This window comes from Streptomyces sp. NPDC088915, from assembly GCF_044749825.1.
In the GTDB taxonomy this organism is placed as follows: Bacteria; Actinomycetota; Actinomycetes; order Streptomycetales; family Streptomycetaceae; genus Streptomyces.
In genome coordinates this window covers 17214-32387 of record NZ_JBIVIR010000034.1, presented here as the reverse complement: position 1 = coordinate 32387, position 15174 = coordinate 17214, and the positions used below count along the sequence as shown (strand labels likewise).

The following is a 15174-nucleotide window of genomic DNA, read 5'->3' as shown; positions in this document are numbered from 1 at the left end:
ACCTTCGTGCCCACGGCGTACGCGTCGATCGGCGCCCCCTCCCGTACGAGCCGGTCGACGCCGTACTCGTCCAGGCCGCCGCTCGCGATGATCCGTACGTCCGCCAGGCCCGCCCCGTCGAGCACGGCACGGGCCCGGCGGGCCAGCGCGCCCAGGTCGCCGCTGTCGAGGCGGATCCCGCAGCCGGGACCGAGCCGGAGGTCCCGGAGCACGCGCGCGGCCGTCGCGACGCCGCGGTCGGTGTCGTAGGTGCCCGTCAACCTCCCCAGAGGCAACCCCGGCTCCAATGCCGCAGCACACGCCCTCAAACCCGAATGCAGCCCGGGACCGGATCAGGTGACTGCGAGTTCCGCACCCTCCAGGTATCTCAGACCGTGTACCGGTAGGAGGTCCACGGTCCTGTCGGAACGCCGTCCCGCAGAGCGCCGATGCGGCGTCGCCACTCGGCGCGCATGCCCGGATTCGCTCCGAGCAGGGGGAGGACGACCGTGAGGACGTTCAGAGCGTGCACGCGAGCCATGGTCGGGAGGCCCTCCCAGGTGCGGGGATCGAAGCCGTAGGCGTCCACGAGCCGTCGGTATCCGGTCATGGGGCGCCCGTAGCGGACGCAGCCCATGAGTTCGGGGACGAGGTCCCATTCGGGCGGCCCCACGCACATGAAGTCCAGGTCGCACAGGACCGGGTGGCCTCGGGCGTCGTGCAGCAGGTTGCCGATGTGGGCGTCGCCGTGGATCACCGTGCGCGGAAGGGCGAACCGCAGCCGGGGAAGCTCGTCCTCCAAGCGATCGGCGAGGTCGTGCAGGTAGGCGAGTTCGGCGGCGCCCACACCGGCCGGTGCCCTGCGGAGGCGGGCTCGGTCGACGCTGAGCGGGTCCCAGTCCGGCAGCGGACACGGGGGTGCCCCCAGGGCGTGCACACGGCGCAGGGGGCCGGCCAGTTCGTCGACCGCCGGGTGGCTGCCCGGCGGCTGGGGAAGATGGCGCCAGAACGTGGCGAGCAGCCCGCTCCCGGTCACCACGGGTTGGGGGACGGGGAGGGGGGCGAGCCTGACGGCGGGGACGTCCTCGCGTTCCAGCCAGCGCGCGAGGGCGACCACGCGGACGACGTCGTCACGGCCGAGCTGAGGGCCGGCGATACGGACGACCACGGGAGCGTGACGCAGCCGGAAGACCGCGTTCACGGTGAGGTGCAGGGGCTCGGCGCCCACCGCGGGAAGGCCGGTCGTCGCGCACGCCTCCTCCAGCGCACGGCGGAACGCGTCGGCCGTGTACGCGCCCGAGCCCCTGCCCATGGTCAGTCCGCCGACAGGTCGCGGCGCCGGAGGACGAACGGGCCGAGGGCCAGCAGGTCCATGGGGGTGGTCGCGAAGCAGGCGACGGCGTCACGGGGGTGATCGGCGATGGGCATCTCGGCCACGTTGAAGCTGGTGTTGATCACGACGGGGACGCCCGTCTCCCGTTCGAACTCCTTGAGCATACGAGCCACCAGGGGCTCGTCATCCTCCGCGATGGTCTGGATGCGGGCGCTTCCGTCGACGTGCAGGGCCGCGGGGACGCGCTCGGCCCACCCCGGCTTGATCTGGTGGGTGAAGAGCATGTACGGGCTCGGAAGCGGTCCGTCGAAGATCTCCGCAGCGCGGTCGAGCAGGACCATGGGCGCCACCGGGCGGAACTGCTCCCGGCCCTTGATGTCGTTGAGGCGTTCGAGGTTCCCGCGGTAGCTGGGGTTGGCCAGCAGGCTGCGGTGCCCCAGGGCGCGGGGGCCGAACTCGCTGCGGCCCTGGAACCAGCCGACGACCTTGTTGTCGGCGAGTGCACGGGCCACGACGGCGGCCACGTCCGGCGGGCGGGAGTAGGGGATCCGGCTGGACTGGAGCCAGGCCTCCGTCTCGGCGTCGCTCCAGCCGCGTCCCAGGGCGGCGGTGGTCATGTGCTTGACGGGGTCGCCCGCCGCCTGTGCGGTGTAGAGCGCGCCGCCGAGCGCCGTACCGGCGTCGCCCGCCGCCGGCTGCACCCACACCCGCTCGAACGAGCCTTCCCTGGCGATGCGCGAGTTGGCCACACAGTTGAAGGCGACGCCGCCGGCCATGGCGAGGTCCCGTTCTCCGGTCTCGCGCCGGAGCCAGCGGGCGAGGTCGACGAGGACCTCTTCGAGGCGGCGCTGGACGGTGGCGGCCAGGTCTGCGTGGTGGGATTCCATCTCCTCGCTGCGGAGCCGGCGCGGCATCAGCTCGTGTAGGTCGAGCGGTTCGACGACGAAGGTGCCGTCCGCGTTCGCCCGCACGCGTTCGCGGAAGCGTCGCAGATAGGCAGGCTGACCGTAGGCCGCGAGTGCCATGACCTTGTACTCGTCCGCGCAGCGGCGGAAGCCGAGGTGCTCGGTGACGTCCTCGTAGAGCAGTCCGAGCGAGTGTGGCAGGTGCTGGCTCGCCAGGACGGTGAGTTCGCCGTGCTCGGCGCGGCCGGCGAGGTGCGTGGCGACTTCGCCGCGTCCGTCGAGGACGAGGACGGCGCAGCTGTCGTAGGGCGCGGCCAGATAGGCGGAGGCGGCGTGCGCGAAGTGGTGCGGGACGAAGGTGACCTTGGCCGGATCGAGGTCAGGGAACATCCGGTGGAGGAACTGCGGGGCCGTCTGCGCGTACGTCTTGTGGACCTGTTCCCAGAACCCGCGCGGCTCGTTCGTGTCCTGGTCGGGGACGAGGGATGGCTCATAGGAATAGACCACGGCGTCGAGATCGCTCATCGTCAGTCCGGATTCAGCCAGGCAACTCGCGACAGCCAGTTCCGGAAGTTCCCATCGGTTGAACGGCACCGGTGTCTTTCGAGCCTTTTTCCGTGAAAGACGTTCTTCTTCCTGGGCGATGACGATCTCACCGTCGACGACCAGTGCCGCAGCCGGATCGTGAAAGATGGCATTGATCCCGAGAATTTTCACGTGCTCCCCTCCATGCCTCCCGTGCGCCCCCGAAAAACGCCTTACGAGGGTCCGCTTGCCGCTCATACCGTAAATGATCGCCAGCGTGCGGCGTAAGGGCACGAACATGCATAAACAAGACATAACCTCAAGGGGTATTCCATGCGCATCAAGGACATCTCCACCGCCATACGCACGCTCCCCACCAGGGAGAAGCAGGAGATGGGCGCCGGATCCCTGATCGACTCCGTGACCAATGTGTTCGTGCGTGTCCGAAGTGACGAGGGAGTCACCGGATACGGCGAGGCGGCCACCTGGAACCTCTTCTCTTCGGAAACTCCAGAGGGAATATGCCACGTGGCCGAGAAACTCTTAAAACCTGCGCTAGAGGGCCGCGACGTCCTAGATCTACAAGGCTGCCGTACCGCCGCCGATGCCGCCATCGTCGGAAATCCGGCCGCGAAAAGTGCCGTCGAGACGGCACTTCACGATCTTGCCGCCCGTACCCTGGGCATTCCCGTCTACACCCTGCTCGGCGGACTTCGGCGCCCGGACCTCGGGCTGTCGTACTCCGTGTCGGCCCAGGACCTCGCCCAGGAGGCCGAGCTCGTCCGGGCCAGGTACGAGGAGGGGTACCGCATCTTCAAGATGAAGACGGGGGTGCGGGACTGGCGCACCGACGCCGCCAGGATCGAGTCCCTCGCCGGCCGGTACGACGACATCGTGATCCGGCTGGACTTCAACTGCACCGGCGACCCCCTGGACGTACCTCGCCTGATGAGGGCCGTCGCCGCCGTGCCGATCGACTTCGTGGAACAGCCCTTCGCCCCCGAGCACCACCAGCCGCTCAGTCGGCTGCGCCGGTCCTTCGCCGTACCCCTCTGTGCCGACGAGGGCTGCCGCACTCCTGCCGACGCGCGCCGTCTGCTGGCGGACGGCTCGTACGATCTGATCAGCCTCAAGCTCGGCAAACTCGGGGGCTACGGCACCGTGGGGCGGATCTCCGCCGCCGCGGCGCTGCACGGGGTCTACGGATACGCGGGGGCGTTCGAGGAGTCCCGGCTGGGGACGACCGCCGCACTGCACCAGATGCTCACGCTTCCCTCCCTGGTCGACGGTTGCGACTACTACTTCTCCCTCGTCGTCCTCGATCCCGAGCACGGCCCGCAGGGTGGTTTCACCGTGCGGGACGGGCGACTGAGCCTGCCCGAGGAGCCGGGCCTCGGCGTGACCGTCCCTGATCACTGGTTCGGCTGAGTCCCACGCCCCGGCCAGCACGTCGTTCCGCGTCTTCGTCCGGACCCGTACGCGTCTTCACCACTTCGGCAATGCCATCCAGCGAGAAGAGGGGAATCCCGTGATCGCTGCCGAGAACCATGCCCTTCCACTCACCGGTCTCGCCGCCGGCCTGGGCGCCGAACCCGGTCACGCCGCCGACTTCGCCGTCGGTTCCCACCGGGTCCGGTTGCTGAGCAGCGACCCGGCCGTCATCGGCTACGCCACCACGGCCCTGCGCCCGGCGCACGTGCCGTCGGACTCTGGCACCGGCGGACGACCGCCGGGCGCGGTGTGCCTGGCCGTACCGCTCGCCCCGTGCAGGCTGGACCGGCTCACCGTCCCCGGCGGCGAACCCGCCGAGCATCTGCACCTGCACGGCGGGCGCAGAGGGCTCGCCGCCCGGCTCGGCGACGCCGACGGATTCCGTCTGGTCCGGATGCCCGGCAGGGCGGACCGTTTCGTCACGGACACGGCGGCCCGGTCCGTCCTGTACGCGGGGCAGTGCGACGACCCCCGCTCCCTGACCGAGCCGGCCGCCCTGACCGCCGCACTGCTCACCGCGCTCGCCGCGCAGGACGGCCCGGTCCTCGCGGGCGCGGCCGTCGGCACGGCCGCCGGGGCGGCGCTCCTGCTCGACACCGGCGAAGGGACGGCCACCGCGACGGTCCCGCTGCTCCACGGGTACGGACACGCCCTGCTGTCCTGGTCGTCCGTCCAGCTCACCCGCGATCCCGGCGCACCAGGTGGCTTGCGATTGCGCGGTCTGCCCTCCTCGTGCGAACTACCCGTGAGCCTGCTGCGGCGGGTCCGTTCCCTGGCCCGGCACGTGTGCCTGGCCGACCATCCGGAACTGGCCGCACCCCGGACCGCCTCCGACGACCTGCGGGGGACGGTGGAGTTCACCCAGGACGAACTTGCCGAGGCCCTGGGCTGTCGAGTGCTCGAACAGGCACCCCTCGCCCTCCTCGTGGGACCGAGCGGAGTCGGTCCGGAGACGGCACTGCGCAGGGCCGCCGGGGTGTCCGCCGCCCGCTTCCCCGCCTGGCACGGCATCGGCGCGACCCCGCGAGCCCCTGCCGGCACCGCCCTGGCGGAGGAGACCGGTGCTCACCCCTGGATCGCCGTGGACGGCTACGACGCCGTCGCGGCTCGCACCGTCGCCGGTGAGCTGGAGCGAAGGCACCTCACCGGCACCGTCCCCGACCGGCCGGACGCCACGCGCTGGCCGCGCTCCGCCCTGACTGGCCGCTGGGTCGCGGTGATGGAACACCGCCGGCTCAGCCGCGGCATGAAGCTGGAGCGTTGGCGGACCCGCGCCGTCCCGGCCGGAACCGTCCACGAGCTCATGACCACCCCCGCGCCGCCCCCCGCCGGCGGTGACCGGGTCGACGAGGTCTCCTACCTGGGCTTCGCCGAGTTCACGGGCGGCCTGCTCGCAGTGGGCGACGCGGTCCACGAGGCGGACGGGAAGCTCCTCGGTCACGTCCTGGGCTTCGACGACACCCACCTGCCCAACCACATGAACGTGGTCCTGCTGTCCGAGGACCGCCGGACCGGACGACAGCGGGGGCTCGTTCCCGGTGGACGACTCCATGTGACAGCCCCGGCCGACGCCCGTTCCGCGACCGGGCCGGGCGCCCTCACCGTTCCCGCAGAGGAGCCCCGATGACCACCAAGGACTTCCGGGCGGCGTGCGTCCGCTGCGGCGCCTCCCGCCCGTACGCGGCCGTCGACCCCCGCTGCTCCTGTGGCGGCCTCCTGGACCCCGTCTACGACCTGACGACGGCCCGGGTGCGCGAGGACGAAGAAGCGCCGTCCGCACGGTACTTCGACCTCCTTCCGCTGCACCGCCCCGACTCCGTCCTCCACATCGGTGACGGCAACACCCCGTGCGTGCGCGCCCGCACGCTCGGGTCCCGGCTCGGGCTCGATCACCTCTACCTCAAGGACGAGACGCGCAACGCCACCCGCACCACCAAGGACCGGATGGCCGCGTGCGTGCTCGCCGTGCTCCAGGAGCAGGGCGTCAGCGAGTTCGTGGCCAGTTCCACCGGCAACAGCTCCACCTCCTTCGCCTGGGGACTGCGCTTCACCGACGCCATGAAGGTCCACCTCTTCACCGGGCGCGACTTCGTGGACCGCCACCAGTACACCCACCACCCCGGAGTCGAACTGCACGTCGTCGAAGACGACTTCGTGGGAGCCGCCGCCGCGGGCCGGGCCTTCGCGGCCGATCAGGGACTCCTCTTCGAGGGCGGCTTCTTCAACTCCGGCCGCAGGGAAGGGCTGAAGCTCGCCTACCTGGAAGCGTACGACCAGATGCCGCGCCCGCCCGCCGTGGTGTTCCAGGCGGTCAGCAGCGGCATGGGCGTGTACGGAGCGCACAAGGGGGCGCGGGAGTACCTCGCCATGGGCCGGCTCCCGGCACTGCCTCGTTTCGTCTGTGTCCAGCAGCTCACATGCGCGCCCATGTGGCGCGCCGACCAGGACGGCAGCGACCACATCCGGCCGCAGCACGTCCTACGCAGGCCGCAGGGGCTCGCCAAGGCCATCCTGCGCGGCGATCCCAGCAACACCTATCCCTTCATGCGCGCCATCACCACCGGAACGGGCGGGGGGTTCGCAGCGGTCTCCGACGACGAGATGGTCCGGGCGCGTCGGTGGCTCGCCGAGGACGAGGGCATCCCCGTGTGCTTCGCGGCCGCGGCGGCCCTCGCCGGAGTCGCCCAGCTCGCCGCACGCGGAGAGATCGACCGTGACGAGCCCGTCCTGGTCAACCTGACCGGCGGGGAGCGGGACGAGCATGCCGATGACTGACGCAGGACACGCGCTCCCCGACACGGAGCGGACCGCTCGCATACGGACCCGTTCCCTGCGGTTGCGCCTCGCCTCGGTGCGTGCGGTGAGAAGCGCCCGCTGGGGGTTCCTGGGGTCCTGCCTGTCGGTCGCCGACATCCTCGCGGCACTGGTCGAGCACCTGGACCTCGCCGACCCCGGCGGGGCGGAGACACCGGATCACGACCGTCTCGTCCTGTCCAAGGGGCACGCGGCCCCCGCTCTGTACGCGGCCGTGGCCGGCTGGGAGGGGGACGGGACGTACGCGGCCCTCGGCAGCCCCTACCAGGGCCATCCCAACCTGCGGTTCCTGCCCGGTGCCGGAATGACCACCGGCTCCCTGGGTCTGGGCGTCCCGGCGGCGGCCGGGCTGGCCCACGGACTCGCCCTCCGGGGCGGCAGCGGGCGCGTCGCCGTCGTCATGGGAGACGGCGAACTCCAGACCGGCATCGCCCTGGAGGGGTACCAGTGGGCTCTGCGCGCCGGACTGCGCAACCTCCTCCTCGTCGTGGACGCCAACGGCTACCAGTCGGGCGGCACGAGCCGGGGAGGAGACGGCGCCCGGCGGATGCTGGCCTCCACCACCCCCGCCTTCGCCGCGGTCGACGGCCACGACCTCGCGGATCTGGACGCCGGAATCGAACGCCTCCTGAACGCCTCCGCGGGTCCCGCCGTGCTGTGGGCCTCCACCGTCCGCGGCAGCGGAGTCCCCGTCATCGAGCAGAAGCCCGTGCCCATGAGCTGGATCCCTGACGACGACGCGCTCGGCAGCGCGGAACACGCGCTCGGCTCGCAGCTGCGGGCCGCCGAGAGCGTCCTCGCCGCGTTCTCCCGCCGTCCGCACGCAGACCGAACCGTCCCCAGGAGGACAACGTGACACGCACCGGAGCGGACAGCCTCGTCGAAGCCCTGCGAGACGCGGGAGTCGAGTCGTTCTTCGGCCTGCCCGGCGAGTCGACCCTGCCGCTGTACGCCGCCGTGCGCCGTGCCGGGGTGCGCCACGTGATGGCCCGCAGCGAGACCGCCGCCGGATACATGGCCGACGCCTCCGCACGGTTCACCGGGAAGGCGGCCGTCGTCGACGCCCCCGGCGGCATCGGTTCGCCGTTGCTGCTGCCCGCGCTGCACGAGGCGTACAACAGCTCGATACCGCTGGTCGCGCTGACCAGCGGCGTGCCGCTCGGCCAGGAGGGCCAGTGGCCGACGGCGGCCTGCCGGCACCAGGAGATGTTCCGGCCGTGCGTCAAGGCCACCCTCGCGGTGCCGGACGCCGCCCGCCTCCCCGCCCTGGCCGCCCGGGCGGTCCGGCTCGCGACGGCGGGGCGGCCGGGCCCCGTCCACCTCGACGTCCCCTCCGACCTGCTGGCCGGCCCGGGTGCGCCCGGGCCCACCACCGCCTCGTCGTCCGTCGCCCGGCCCGCCCCGTCCCGTCTCCGCCCCGACGCGTCAGCGGTGGCCGAGGTCGTCGGCCTGCTCGCCTCGGCGAGACGGCCCCTGCTGGTCGCCGGCGGTGGTGTCCACCTGTCCGGGGCGTACGATCGGCTGGCAGCCCTCACCGACGCCTTCCGCATCCCGGTGGCCACGACGTTCAACGGCAAGGGCGTCCTCGCGGAGACCCACCCCCACAGCCTCGGGGTCATCGGCGCCAAGGGCTCGACCGCCGCCAACGACCTCGCCTCCCGCGCCGACCTGGTGCTCTGGGTCGGCAGCAAGGCGGGGGACAAGTCCACCGGCTTCGGGCGCCTTCCCGCGCCGGACGCCGTCTGCGTCCAGATCGACATCGACGAGGAGGAACTCGGCCGCGTCCTCTCTCCCCGGTGCGTGCTGCACGCCGACGCCGCAGCGGCCCTCACCGACCTGGAGAGCGCCCTGCGCGCCGCCGACTGGCACGGTGCCCCCGCCTGGACGGGTGCCACGGGCGCCCTCCTCGACGAGCCGCACGACACCACGCCTCCCGCCCCCGGCGTCCTCGTCCAAGCCGTGGAGCGGGCCTGCCCGGACGACACCGCCCTGGTCGCCGACGCCTCCCGCGCCTGCAGCTGGGCCGGCGCCCACTTCCGCGCCCGAAGCGCGGGCCGCTCGGTCATCGCCCCGCGCGGCAGCGGCAGCATCGGCTACGCCCTGCCGGCCGCCATCGGGGCGGCCGCCACCCAGCCGGGACGCACCGTCGTCGGCATCGGCGGCGACGGCGGCTTCGCCCTCGCCTGCCAGGAGATGGAGACCGCGATCAGGATCGGAGCACGCCTCGTCTTCGTCCTCCTCAACGACAACGCCTTCGGACTGCTCGACCGGGTCTCGGCGGTCGGCCTGGACCGGCCGGACCTGCTCGACCGGTTCGCCGCCACCGACTGGACCGGCGTGGCACGGAGCTTCGGCTGGCACGCGCACACCGTGCGGGACGAGGCCTCCTTCGAGCAGGCCCTGAAGGCGGGTCTCGACGCCGAACGGCCGACCCTCGTCAACGTCCTGCTCGCCGCCGACACCGCGTCCCCGGACTTCCAGATGTACGCCGAGCGCCACGCGGGCCGGAGGTGAGCGCCCTGTCCACCCCCCAGTCCACCCCTGAGGAGACCCAGCTGGAGGCGTTCACCCACGCCCTGTGCGGCGAACTCCTCCGCGGGCCCGACCCGTTCGTGATCGTGACCTGTGACGCCACCCTGTCGTTCCGGCTCGGCGACTTCGCCCGCCGCCACCCGGACCGCGTCCTGGACGTCGGGGTGGCCGAGGCCACCGCGGTCGCCGCCGCCTTCGGCCTGTGGCGCGGCGGACTCAAGGTCGTCGTCGCCGGATTCGCCGCGTTCCTCTCCCTGCGGGCCCTGGAACCGATCCGCTCCCTCGTCGCCCTCCACGGCGCCGACGTCACCTTCCTGGCCGGCATGACCGGGCTCAGCGCGGGCCGGGACGGCGTCCAGCACCACGCCACCGAGGACGCCGCCCTGCTGCGGGCCGTACCCGGCGTCGAGGTCGTCGCCCCCTCGGACGCGGCGGACGCACGGGCCCTGGCCGCCTACTGCGCCACCCGCCCCGGGCCCCGCTGGGTACGGCTCGTCCGCCGCCCCGTCCACCTGGACGGGCGACCCGCCGCGGGCGCCCGTTCCTGGGCGCCCACCCACTGGCTGACGCCGCCGCCCCCGAAGGGGCGCGCCCTGCTCTGCGCCCACGGCGCCCTGAGCGAGCAGGCCCAGCAGGCGGCCCGGCTGCTGACCCGGCACCACGGCATCCCGGCGGCGGCCCTGCACGTGGGCCGGCTGTCCCCCGTCCCGCCCGAACTCGCCGCCGTCCTGCGCGGGTTCCCCGTCGTGCTCGCGGTCGAGGACCAGTACCGCCCGGGCGGCCTGGCGGCGGCCCTCGACGAAGCCCTCACCGCCGGCCCCGCGGACGGCACGCGCCCCCACCTCGTACGGTGCGATCTCGCCGCTCCGCCCGGCTCCGGCGACTACACCGACCTGCTGCGGGCGACGGGACTGACCGCCGAGCTGCTGGCCGACCGTGCCGCCGCGGCCGTCCATGACACGAAGGACAACCCGAGCTCAGGAGGAAGCGCATGATCCGCTACGCGATCGTGGGAAGCGGCTGGTCGGCCGGACGACACGCCCGGGTGCTGAGCCGGGTCGGACGGGCGGAGCTGGTCCGGGTCGTCGTGGAGCCCGGCACGCCTCTGCGGGTGTCCGCCGACTTCGGCACCGCGGCCGTCACCGACCGCCTCGACGACGTCCTCGCCGACCCGGCGGTCGACGCCGTGGTGGTGTGCACCCCTCCCGACACCCACCTGGAGATCGCCGAAGCGGTCCTGCGCGCGGACAAGCACCTGGTGGTCGAGAAGCCGGTGGGCCTGCGCCCCGACGGCGTCCCGCGCCTCGCCGAACTGGCCGAGAGCCGGGGCCTGACGGTGATGGTGCCGTACCACTTCCGGTTCGTCCCGCCCCTCCAGCGGCTCCGCGACCGCATCGCGGCCGGAGAACTCGGCACCGTCGCCCACGCCTACCACCGCATGTACAGCCTGCGCGACCGGGAGGGCGACTGGCTGTGGCACGAGGGACGCAGCGGCGGCATCATCGTGGAATCCCTGGTCCACGGCATCGACCAGATCATCTGGATGGTGGGTAAGCCGCCCCGCTCCGTGGCGGCCATGACGCACACCGGCCGCGGCGGCGTCGCCGACGCCGCCACGGTGCTCCTCCGCTTCCCCGGTGGTGCCGTGGGAACCGTGGAGGGCTCCTGGATCAGCGACCCCCACGTCCCCTTCGGCAGCCTCGACGTCGTCGGCTCCGCCGGCTCCGCCGCCTTCGAACGGGGACGCTTCCACGCCCGCCACTTCCGCGTCGAGACGGCGCCGGCCGACGGCGCCCGCCCTTCGCACACCGACGTCCTCGAAGACGACGACGCCGGATTCGTCGCCCTGCACGAGCATTTCACCGAGTGCTGCGCCCACGGCAAGCCGCCGAGGGCGGCGACGCTCCAGGAAGCCCACACGGCCGTGTACGTGGCCACCGTGGCCGCCGAGGCCGCACGGACCGGACGGGAGCTGCCCCTCACCGACCTGCGGCGGGACGCTCCCTGACGAAGACGCGCTCGGGCTTCAGACGCACGGTCACACGCTCCGCGTCCGGCTCCTCCGGGTAGGGGCGCCCCTTGTACCTCATGGCCAGCGCCTGGATGAGGTCGGCGGCGCCCTCTTCGTGGAAGGCGACCGTGCCTTCCACGGAAACGTACGAGTTGGGGTTCTCGCGCGGGTACACCAGCAGCGTCGCGCGGGGATCCCGCTCCAGGAGGCGGTACTTGAGCCGCTCGCGCAGGGTGCTGACCAGCACCTCGTCCCCGTCCGTCATGCACCACACCACCGACAGGTGGGGGGAGCCGTCCGTCCTCGGGATGCCCAGGACCGCGAAGGCCCGGTCGTCGATCCACCCGCGCGCCACCCGCGGGATCACCTCGTCCGCCATCACCGCACCTCCTGTCCGCCGTCACCGCCGTAGGGGACGCCGCTGTCAGCCTGCCCCTTCCGGAGCCCGGGCACCAGACCGCCTCCGTCGGCCACGAGCACGTCGGCGTCGATCCGGTCCACGACCACGAGGAGTGCGAGGCCGCCCAGGACCGCGACCAGAGCGGCGGACAGCAGTCCGGGGACGAACGACCCGGTGACGTCCCTCAGCACGCCGACGACGAGGGGCGAGGCGATGCCCGCCAGACCCGAGAACGTGTTCTGCAGACTCTGCAGGGTTCCCGCCAGCGGCGCGCCCGGGGGCGAGAGGTCCGCCGGGATGGTCAGCAGCACGGACGTCGCGAACGCCACCCCCGCGAACGACAGCGAGAGCAGGGCGAGGGCCGCGCCCGCGCCGGGCACGACGGCCGCGGCTCCCACGGACGCGGACACGAGCAGTCCGCCCGCCCCACAGGACTTCCGCGCGAACGTGAGCGTCCTGCCCCGCTTGACGAGGGCGTCGGACGCCCACCCGCCGAGCCAGTTCCCCCCGATGGCCGCGAGTCCCGGGATCGTGCCGAAGAAGCCGAGTTCGAGCAGGGTGAATCCGCGGGCGTCGACCAGATAGGAGGGGAACCAGGTGATGAAGAAGTAGATCACGTACGACTGGGCGACGACGGCGATGACCGTGCCCCACACCGCGCGGCTGCGCAAGACCACGCGCCAGCCGGGTCCGGTGGTCGCGGACGCGCCCGCGACGGGGGCCGGCTCGGTCCTCCGAATGTGGTGCAGCTCCGCCGCCGAGACCCCCGGGTGCTGGTCCGGCCGGTCGCGGAACATCCACCACCACACCAGCGCCCACACCAGGCCCAAGGTCCCCACCAGGGCGAAAGCTCCCCTCCATCCCGCCGCCACCATCAACGCGGCGAACACCGGGAGGGCGACCAGGGTGCCGACACGAGCGCCGCTGTCGTACAGCCCGCTGGCCAGCGCCCGCTCGTCACGCGGGAACCAGAGCGCCATGCAGCTTGTCCCGGCCGGGAACATCGCGGCCTGGGTGACGCCGAGCAGCAGACGAAAGCCCAGCAGCCAGACCCAGCCGGCCGAGAGCCCCGTCGCCATGGTGACCAGCGACCACGTCACCGCGGCGACGGCCAGTACTCGACGCGCCCCGAACCGGTCGACCAGCCGTCCGCAGGGAATCTGGAACGCCGCGTACGTCCAGAAGAAGGCGCCGAGGACGAGCCCGGACACACCGGCGTCGAAGCCGAACTCCTCCGCCACGACCGGGAGCGCCACCGACAGGCTCGATCGGTCCACGTAGTTGATGACGACGGCCACGAACAGCAGGACGACCACCTGCCATCGCACCCGCGATCCGGTCGAGCCGACCTCGGTGCCTCGAATGCCGCCCGTCTCGCGCAAGGGGATTCCTTTCACGCAGACCGTGCCATGAAGGCTGTCACTGTTCGTGTCTGGACCTCTCCCGCAGTATGGAGGGCACGGCACCGGAGGGCACCCGCGCGAAACGAGCCACCTGGCGAGGGGACGGTCTCCGCGACGCGATCGGCGGGACGCCGACCGGCCGCCGGGCCGGGAACCGCGACGGCATTCGGCCCACCGCCCGTTCAGGTGACCGCCGCGCCGCCCGAACGCGGCACGGTCCCAGGCACCGCGACGCGCACCGGCGGAGAGGGTGACCGCAGTGGCGACTTCATGCCAGCATGCGCCCGTGCCGCGCATGAGCTCGTCTCCGGAGCCGCCACCCTGACTACTCTCGGCATCCATGGGCATTGATTCTGTCACTAGGTGTAATCGGCGTGCCATGCGACGGACGGACGGGTCCAGGCCCCGAGCGAGTTACGAACACCGGTGAAGCGGCTCTGGACGCAGACGCGGTCGTTCCCGCCGGTCGTGCGGCTGCTCATGGTGAACCAGTTCGCGATCAACCTCGGCTTCAGCATGCTGATGCCGTATCTCGCCCTCCACCTGGCGGGCACCCTGGGACTTGCCGCGTCGGCCGTGGGGCTGGTGCTCGGCCTCCGTCACCTCTCTCAGCAGGGCATGTACCTGCTGGGAGGCACGATCGTCGACCGGGTGGGCTACAAGACGCCCATCCTGACGGGCTGTCTCCTGCGCACGGCGGGTTTCGGGATGCTGGGCTGGGCAGAGACCCTCCCCGCCCTGGTCTCCGCCTCTCTTGCCACGGGTTTCGCCAGCGCGCTCTTCAACCCTGCCGTCCGCGCCTATCTCGCGGCAGAGGCCGGTGAGCGGCGCGTCGACGCATTCGCCGTCTTCAACGTCTACTTCCAGGGCGGGATGCTGCTGGGACCGGTCGTCGGATTCGCCCTGCTGGCCGTCGACTTCCGTCTGGTGTGCGTGGTGGCGGCCGGTGTATTCGGCGCCCTCGCGGTTCTCCAGTGGCGGGCCCTGCCCGCACGGCGCAGTCCGACTCCGTGCGGGGTCGCGGCACAGTGGCGCGCGGTAGCCGCCAACCGGCCCTTCACGCTCTTCTCCCTGGCCATGGCCGGCTCTTCCGTCCTGACCTTCCAGACCTACATGCTCCTTCCTCTCGTCGCCTCCGAGACGCTCGGTTCCGACGGCCCGCTCGTGACCGGTGCGCTGTTCGTCGCGTCGGCGGCCGTGGCGGTCGCGGCACAGCTGCGCCTGACCGCGTGGGTGAAAGTCCGGTGGAGCGCTCAGCAGACCCTGGTGCGAGGACTGTCGCTCACGGGGCTGGCGTTCGTCCCGCTCACTCTGTTTCCTCAGGGGACCACCTTGGTGAGGAGCGGGTGTCTGGCCACGACAACCGTGCTGCTGGCCGTGGCATCGACCGTGATCCACCCGTTCGAGATGGACATGGTGGTGGCGCTGGCACGGGGCCGCTTCGTCGCCACTCACTACGGTCTCTACAGCACCGTCGCGGGTTTGAGCATCACCGGTGGAAACTTCGCCGCGGGCGTCCTGTGGGACGCCACACGCCATGAGGAGTACCTGGTCTGGGGGACGCTGACCGCCCTGGGGCTCGCATGCGCCGCCTGGATCGCGGTGCTCGGCCGCACGGGCCACTTGCCGGTACGACCGCCAGACGCCGTACCTGTCCGAGCTCCGCGCACCCCGGTCGCCGGACAGCCCGACCAGACCGCCTGACGGTCCGTCTCGCCCGGTCGGGTGCTCGGGACGATACTTCCGGAGGCGGTGCCGCCGCTCCGCCGGACGACCGTCTT

General features: G+C 72.3%; 12 protein-coding genes and 1 pseudogene. 8 read left to right on the top strand and 5 right to left on the bottom strand.

Going from position 1 to position 15174, the window contains the following annotated elements; translation table 11 throughout:
• From ACIP5O_RS36055 to ACIP5O_RS36045, 3 genes and pseudogenes are all read right to left on the bottom strand, one after another.
• Positions 1-305: pseudogene (locus ACIP5O_RS36055) on the bottom strand (nicotinate phosphoribosyltransferase); the annotation flags it as partial.
• 62 nt (positions 306-367) lie between these two features.
• Entirely contained in the window at positions 368-1291 is a 924-nt protein-coding gene (locus ACIP5O_RS36050; RefSeq protein ID WP_401301823.1) for a phosphotransferase enzyme family protein, read from the bottom strand.
• Positions 1292-1293: 2 nt separating this feature from the next.
• A complete protein-coding gene (locus ACIP5O_RS36045) occupies positions 1294-2934 on the bottom strand; it encodes a carbamoyltransferase (RefSeq protein WP_401301820.1) in 1641 nt (546 codons plus the stop codon).
• Positions 2935-3075: 141 nt separating this feature from the next.
• On the opposite strand from ACIP5O_RS36045, the gene ACIP5O_RS36040 reads away from it, so the two are divergent.
• The 7 genes from ACIP5O_RS36040 (at position 3076) to ACIP5O_RS36010 (ending at position 11587) form a co-directional block, all read left to right on the top strand.
• Positions 3076-4170 (top strand): mandelate racemase/muconate lactonizing enzyme family protein, encoded by a 1095-nt coding sequence (locus ACIP5O_RS36040; RefSeq protein ID WP_401301818.1) that lies wholly within the window; start codon positions 3076-3078, stop codon positions 4168-4170.
• Positions 4171-4270: 100 nt separating this feature from the next.
• Positions 4271-5860, top strand: coding sequence for a DUF6917 domain-containing protein (locus tag ACIP5O_RS36035; protein WP_401301815.1), 1590 nt, complete (start codon positions 4271-4273; stop codon positions 5858-5860).
• Positions 5857-7008 carry a pyridoxal-phosphate dependent enzyme gene (locus tag ACIP5O_RS36030; protein ID WP_401301812.1) on the top strand — a complete coding sequence of 384 codons (1152 nt, stop codon included), beginning with the start codon at positions 5857-5859 and terminating at the stop codon, positions 7006-7008. The genes ACIP5O_RS36035 and ACIP5O_RS36030 overlap by 4 nt, the downstream gene beginning before the upstream one ends.
• Positions 7001-7903: a hypothetical protein gene (locus tag ACIP5O_RS36025; RefSeq protein ID WP_401301809.1), complete on the top strand. Its 903-nt coding sequence runs from the start codon at positions 7001-7003 to the stop codon at positions 7901-7903. The genes ACIP5O_RS36030 and ACIP5O_RS36025 overlap by 8 nt, the downstream gene beginning before the upstream one ends.
• Positions 7900-9561, top strand: coding sequence for a thiamine pyrophosphate-binding protein (locus ACIP5O_RS36020; RefSeq protein WP_401301807.1), 1662 nt, complete (start codon positions 7900-7902; stop codon positions 9559-9561). The genes ACIP5O_RS36025 and ACIP5O_RS36020 overlap by 4 nt, the downstream gene beginning before the upstream one ends.
• Positions 9558-10574 carry a hypothetical protein gene (locus ACIP5O_RS36015; protein WP_401301804.1) on the top strand — a complete coding sequence of 339 codons (1017 nt, stop codon included), beginning with the start codon at positions 9558-9560 and terminating at the stop codon, positions 10572-10574. The genes ACIP5O_RS36020 and ACIP5O_RS36015 overlap by 4 nt, the downstream gene beginning before the upstream one ends.
• On the top strand, positions 10571-11587 hold the full coding sequence (locus ACIP5O_RS36010) for a Gfo/Idh/MocA family protein (RefSeq protein WP_401301802.1): 1017 nt from the start codon (positions 10571-10573) through the stop codon (positions 11585-11587). Before ACIP5O_RS36015 ends, ACIP5O_RS36010 begins: the two co-directional genes overlap by 4 nt.
• Here the strand turns inward: ACIP5O_RS36010 and ACIP5O_RS36005 are convergent.
• Complete coding sequence (locus ACIP5O_RS36005; protein ID WP_401301799.1) at positions 11559-11969, bottom strand: PPOX class F420-dependent oxidoreductase; 411 nt, start codon at positions 11967-11969, stop codon at positions 11559-11561. The two genes, ACIP5O_RS36010 and ACIP5O_RS36005, sit on opposite strands and share 29 nt — an antisense overlap.
• Positions 11969-13372, bottom strand: a complete 1404-nt coding sequence (locus tag ACIP5O_RS36000) for an MFS transporter (RefSeq protein ID WP_401301796.1) — start codon at positions 13370-13372, stop codon at positions 11969-11971. Before ACIP5O_RS36000 ends, ACIP5O_RS36005 begins: the two co-directional genes overlap by 1 nt.
• Positions 13373-13819: 447 nt before the next feature.
• Between ACIP5O_RS36000 and ACIP5O_RS35995 the strand changes: the two genes are divergently transcribed.
• On the top strand, positions 13820-15097 hold the full coding sequence (locus ACIP5O_RS35995; RefSeq protein WP_401301794.1) for an MFS transporter: 1278 nt from the start codon (positions 13820-13822) through the stop codon (positions 15095-15097).
• Positions 15098-15174 lie beyond the last annotated feature (77 nt).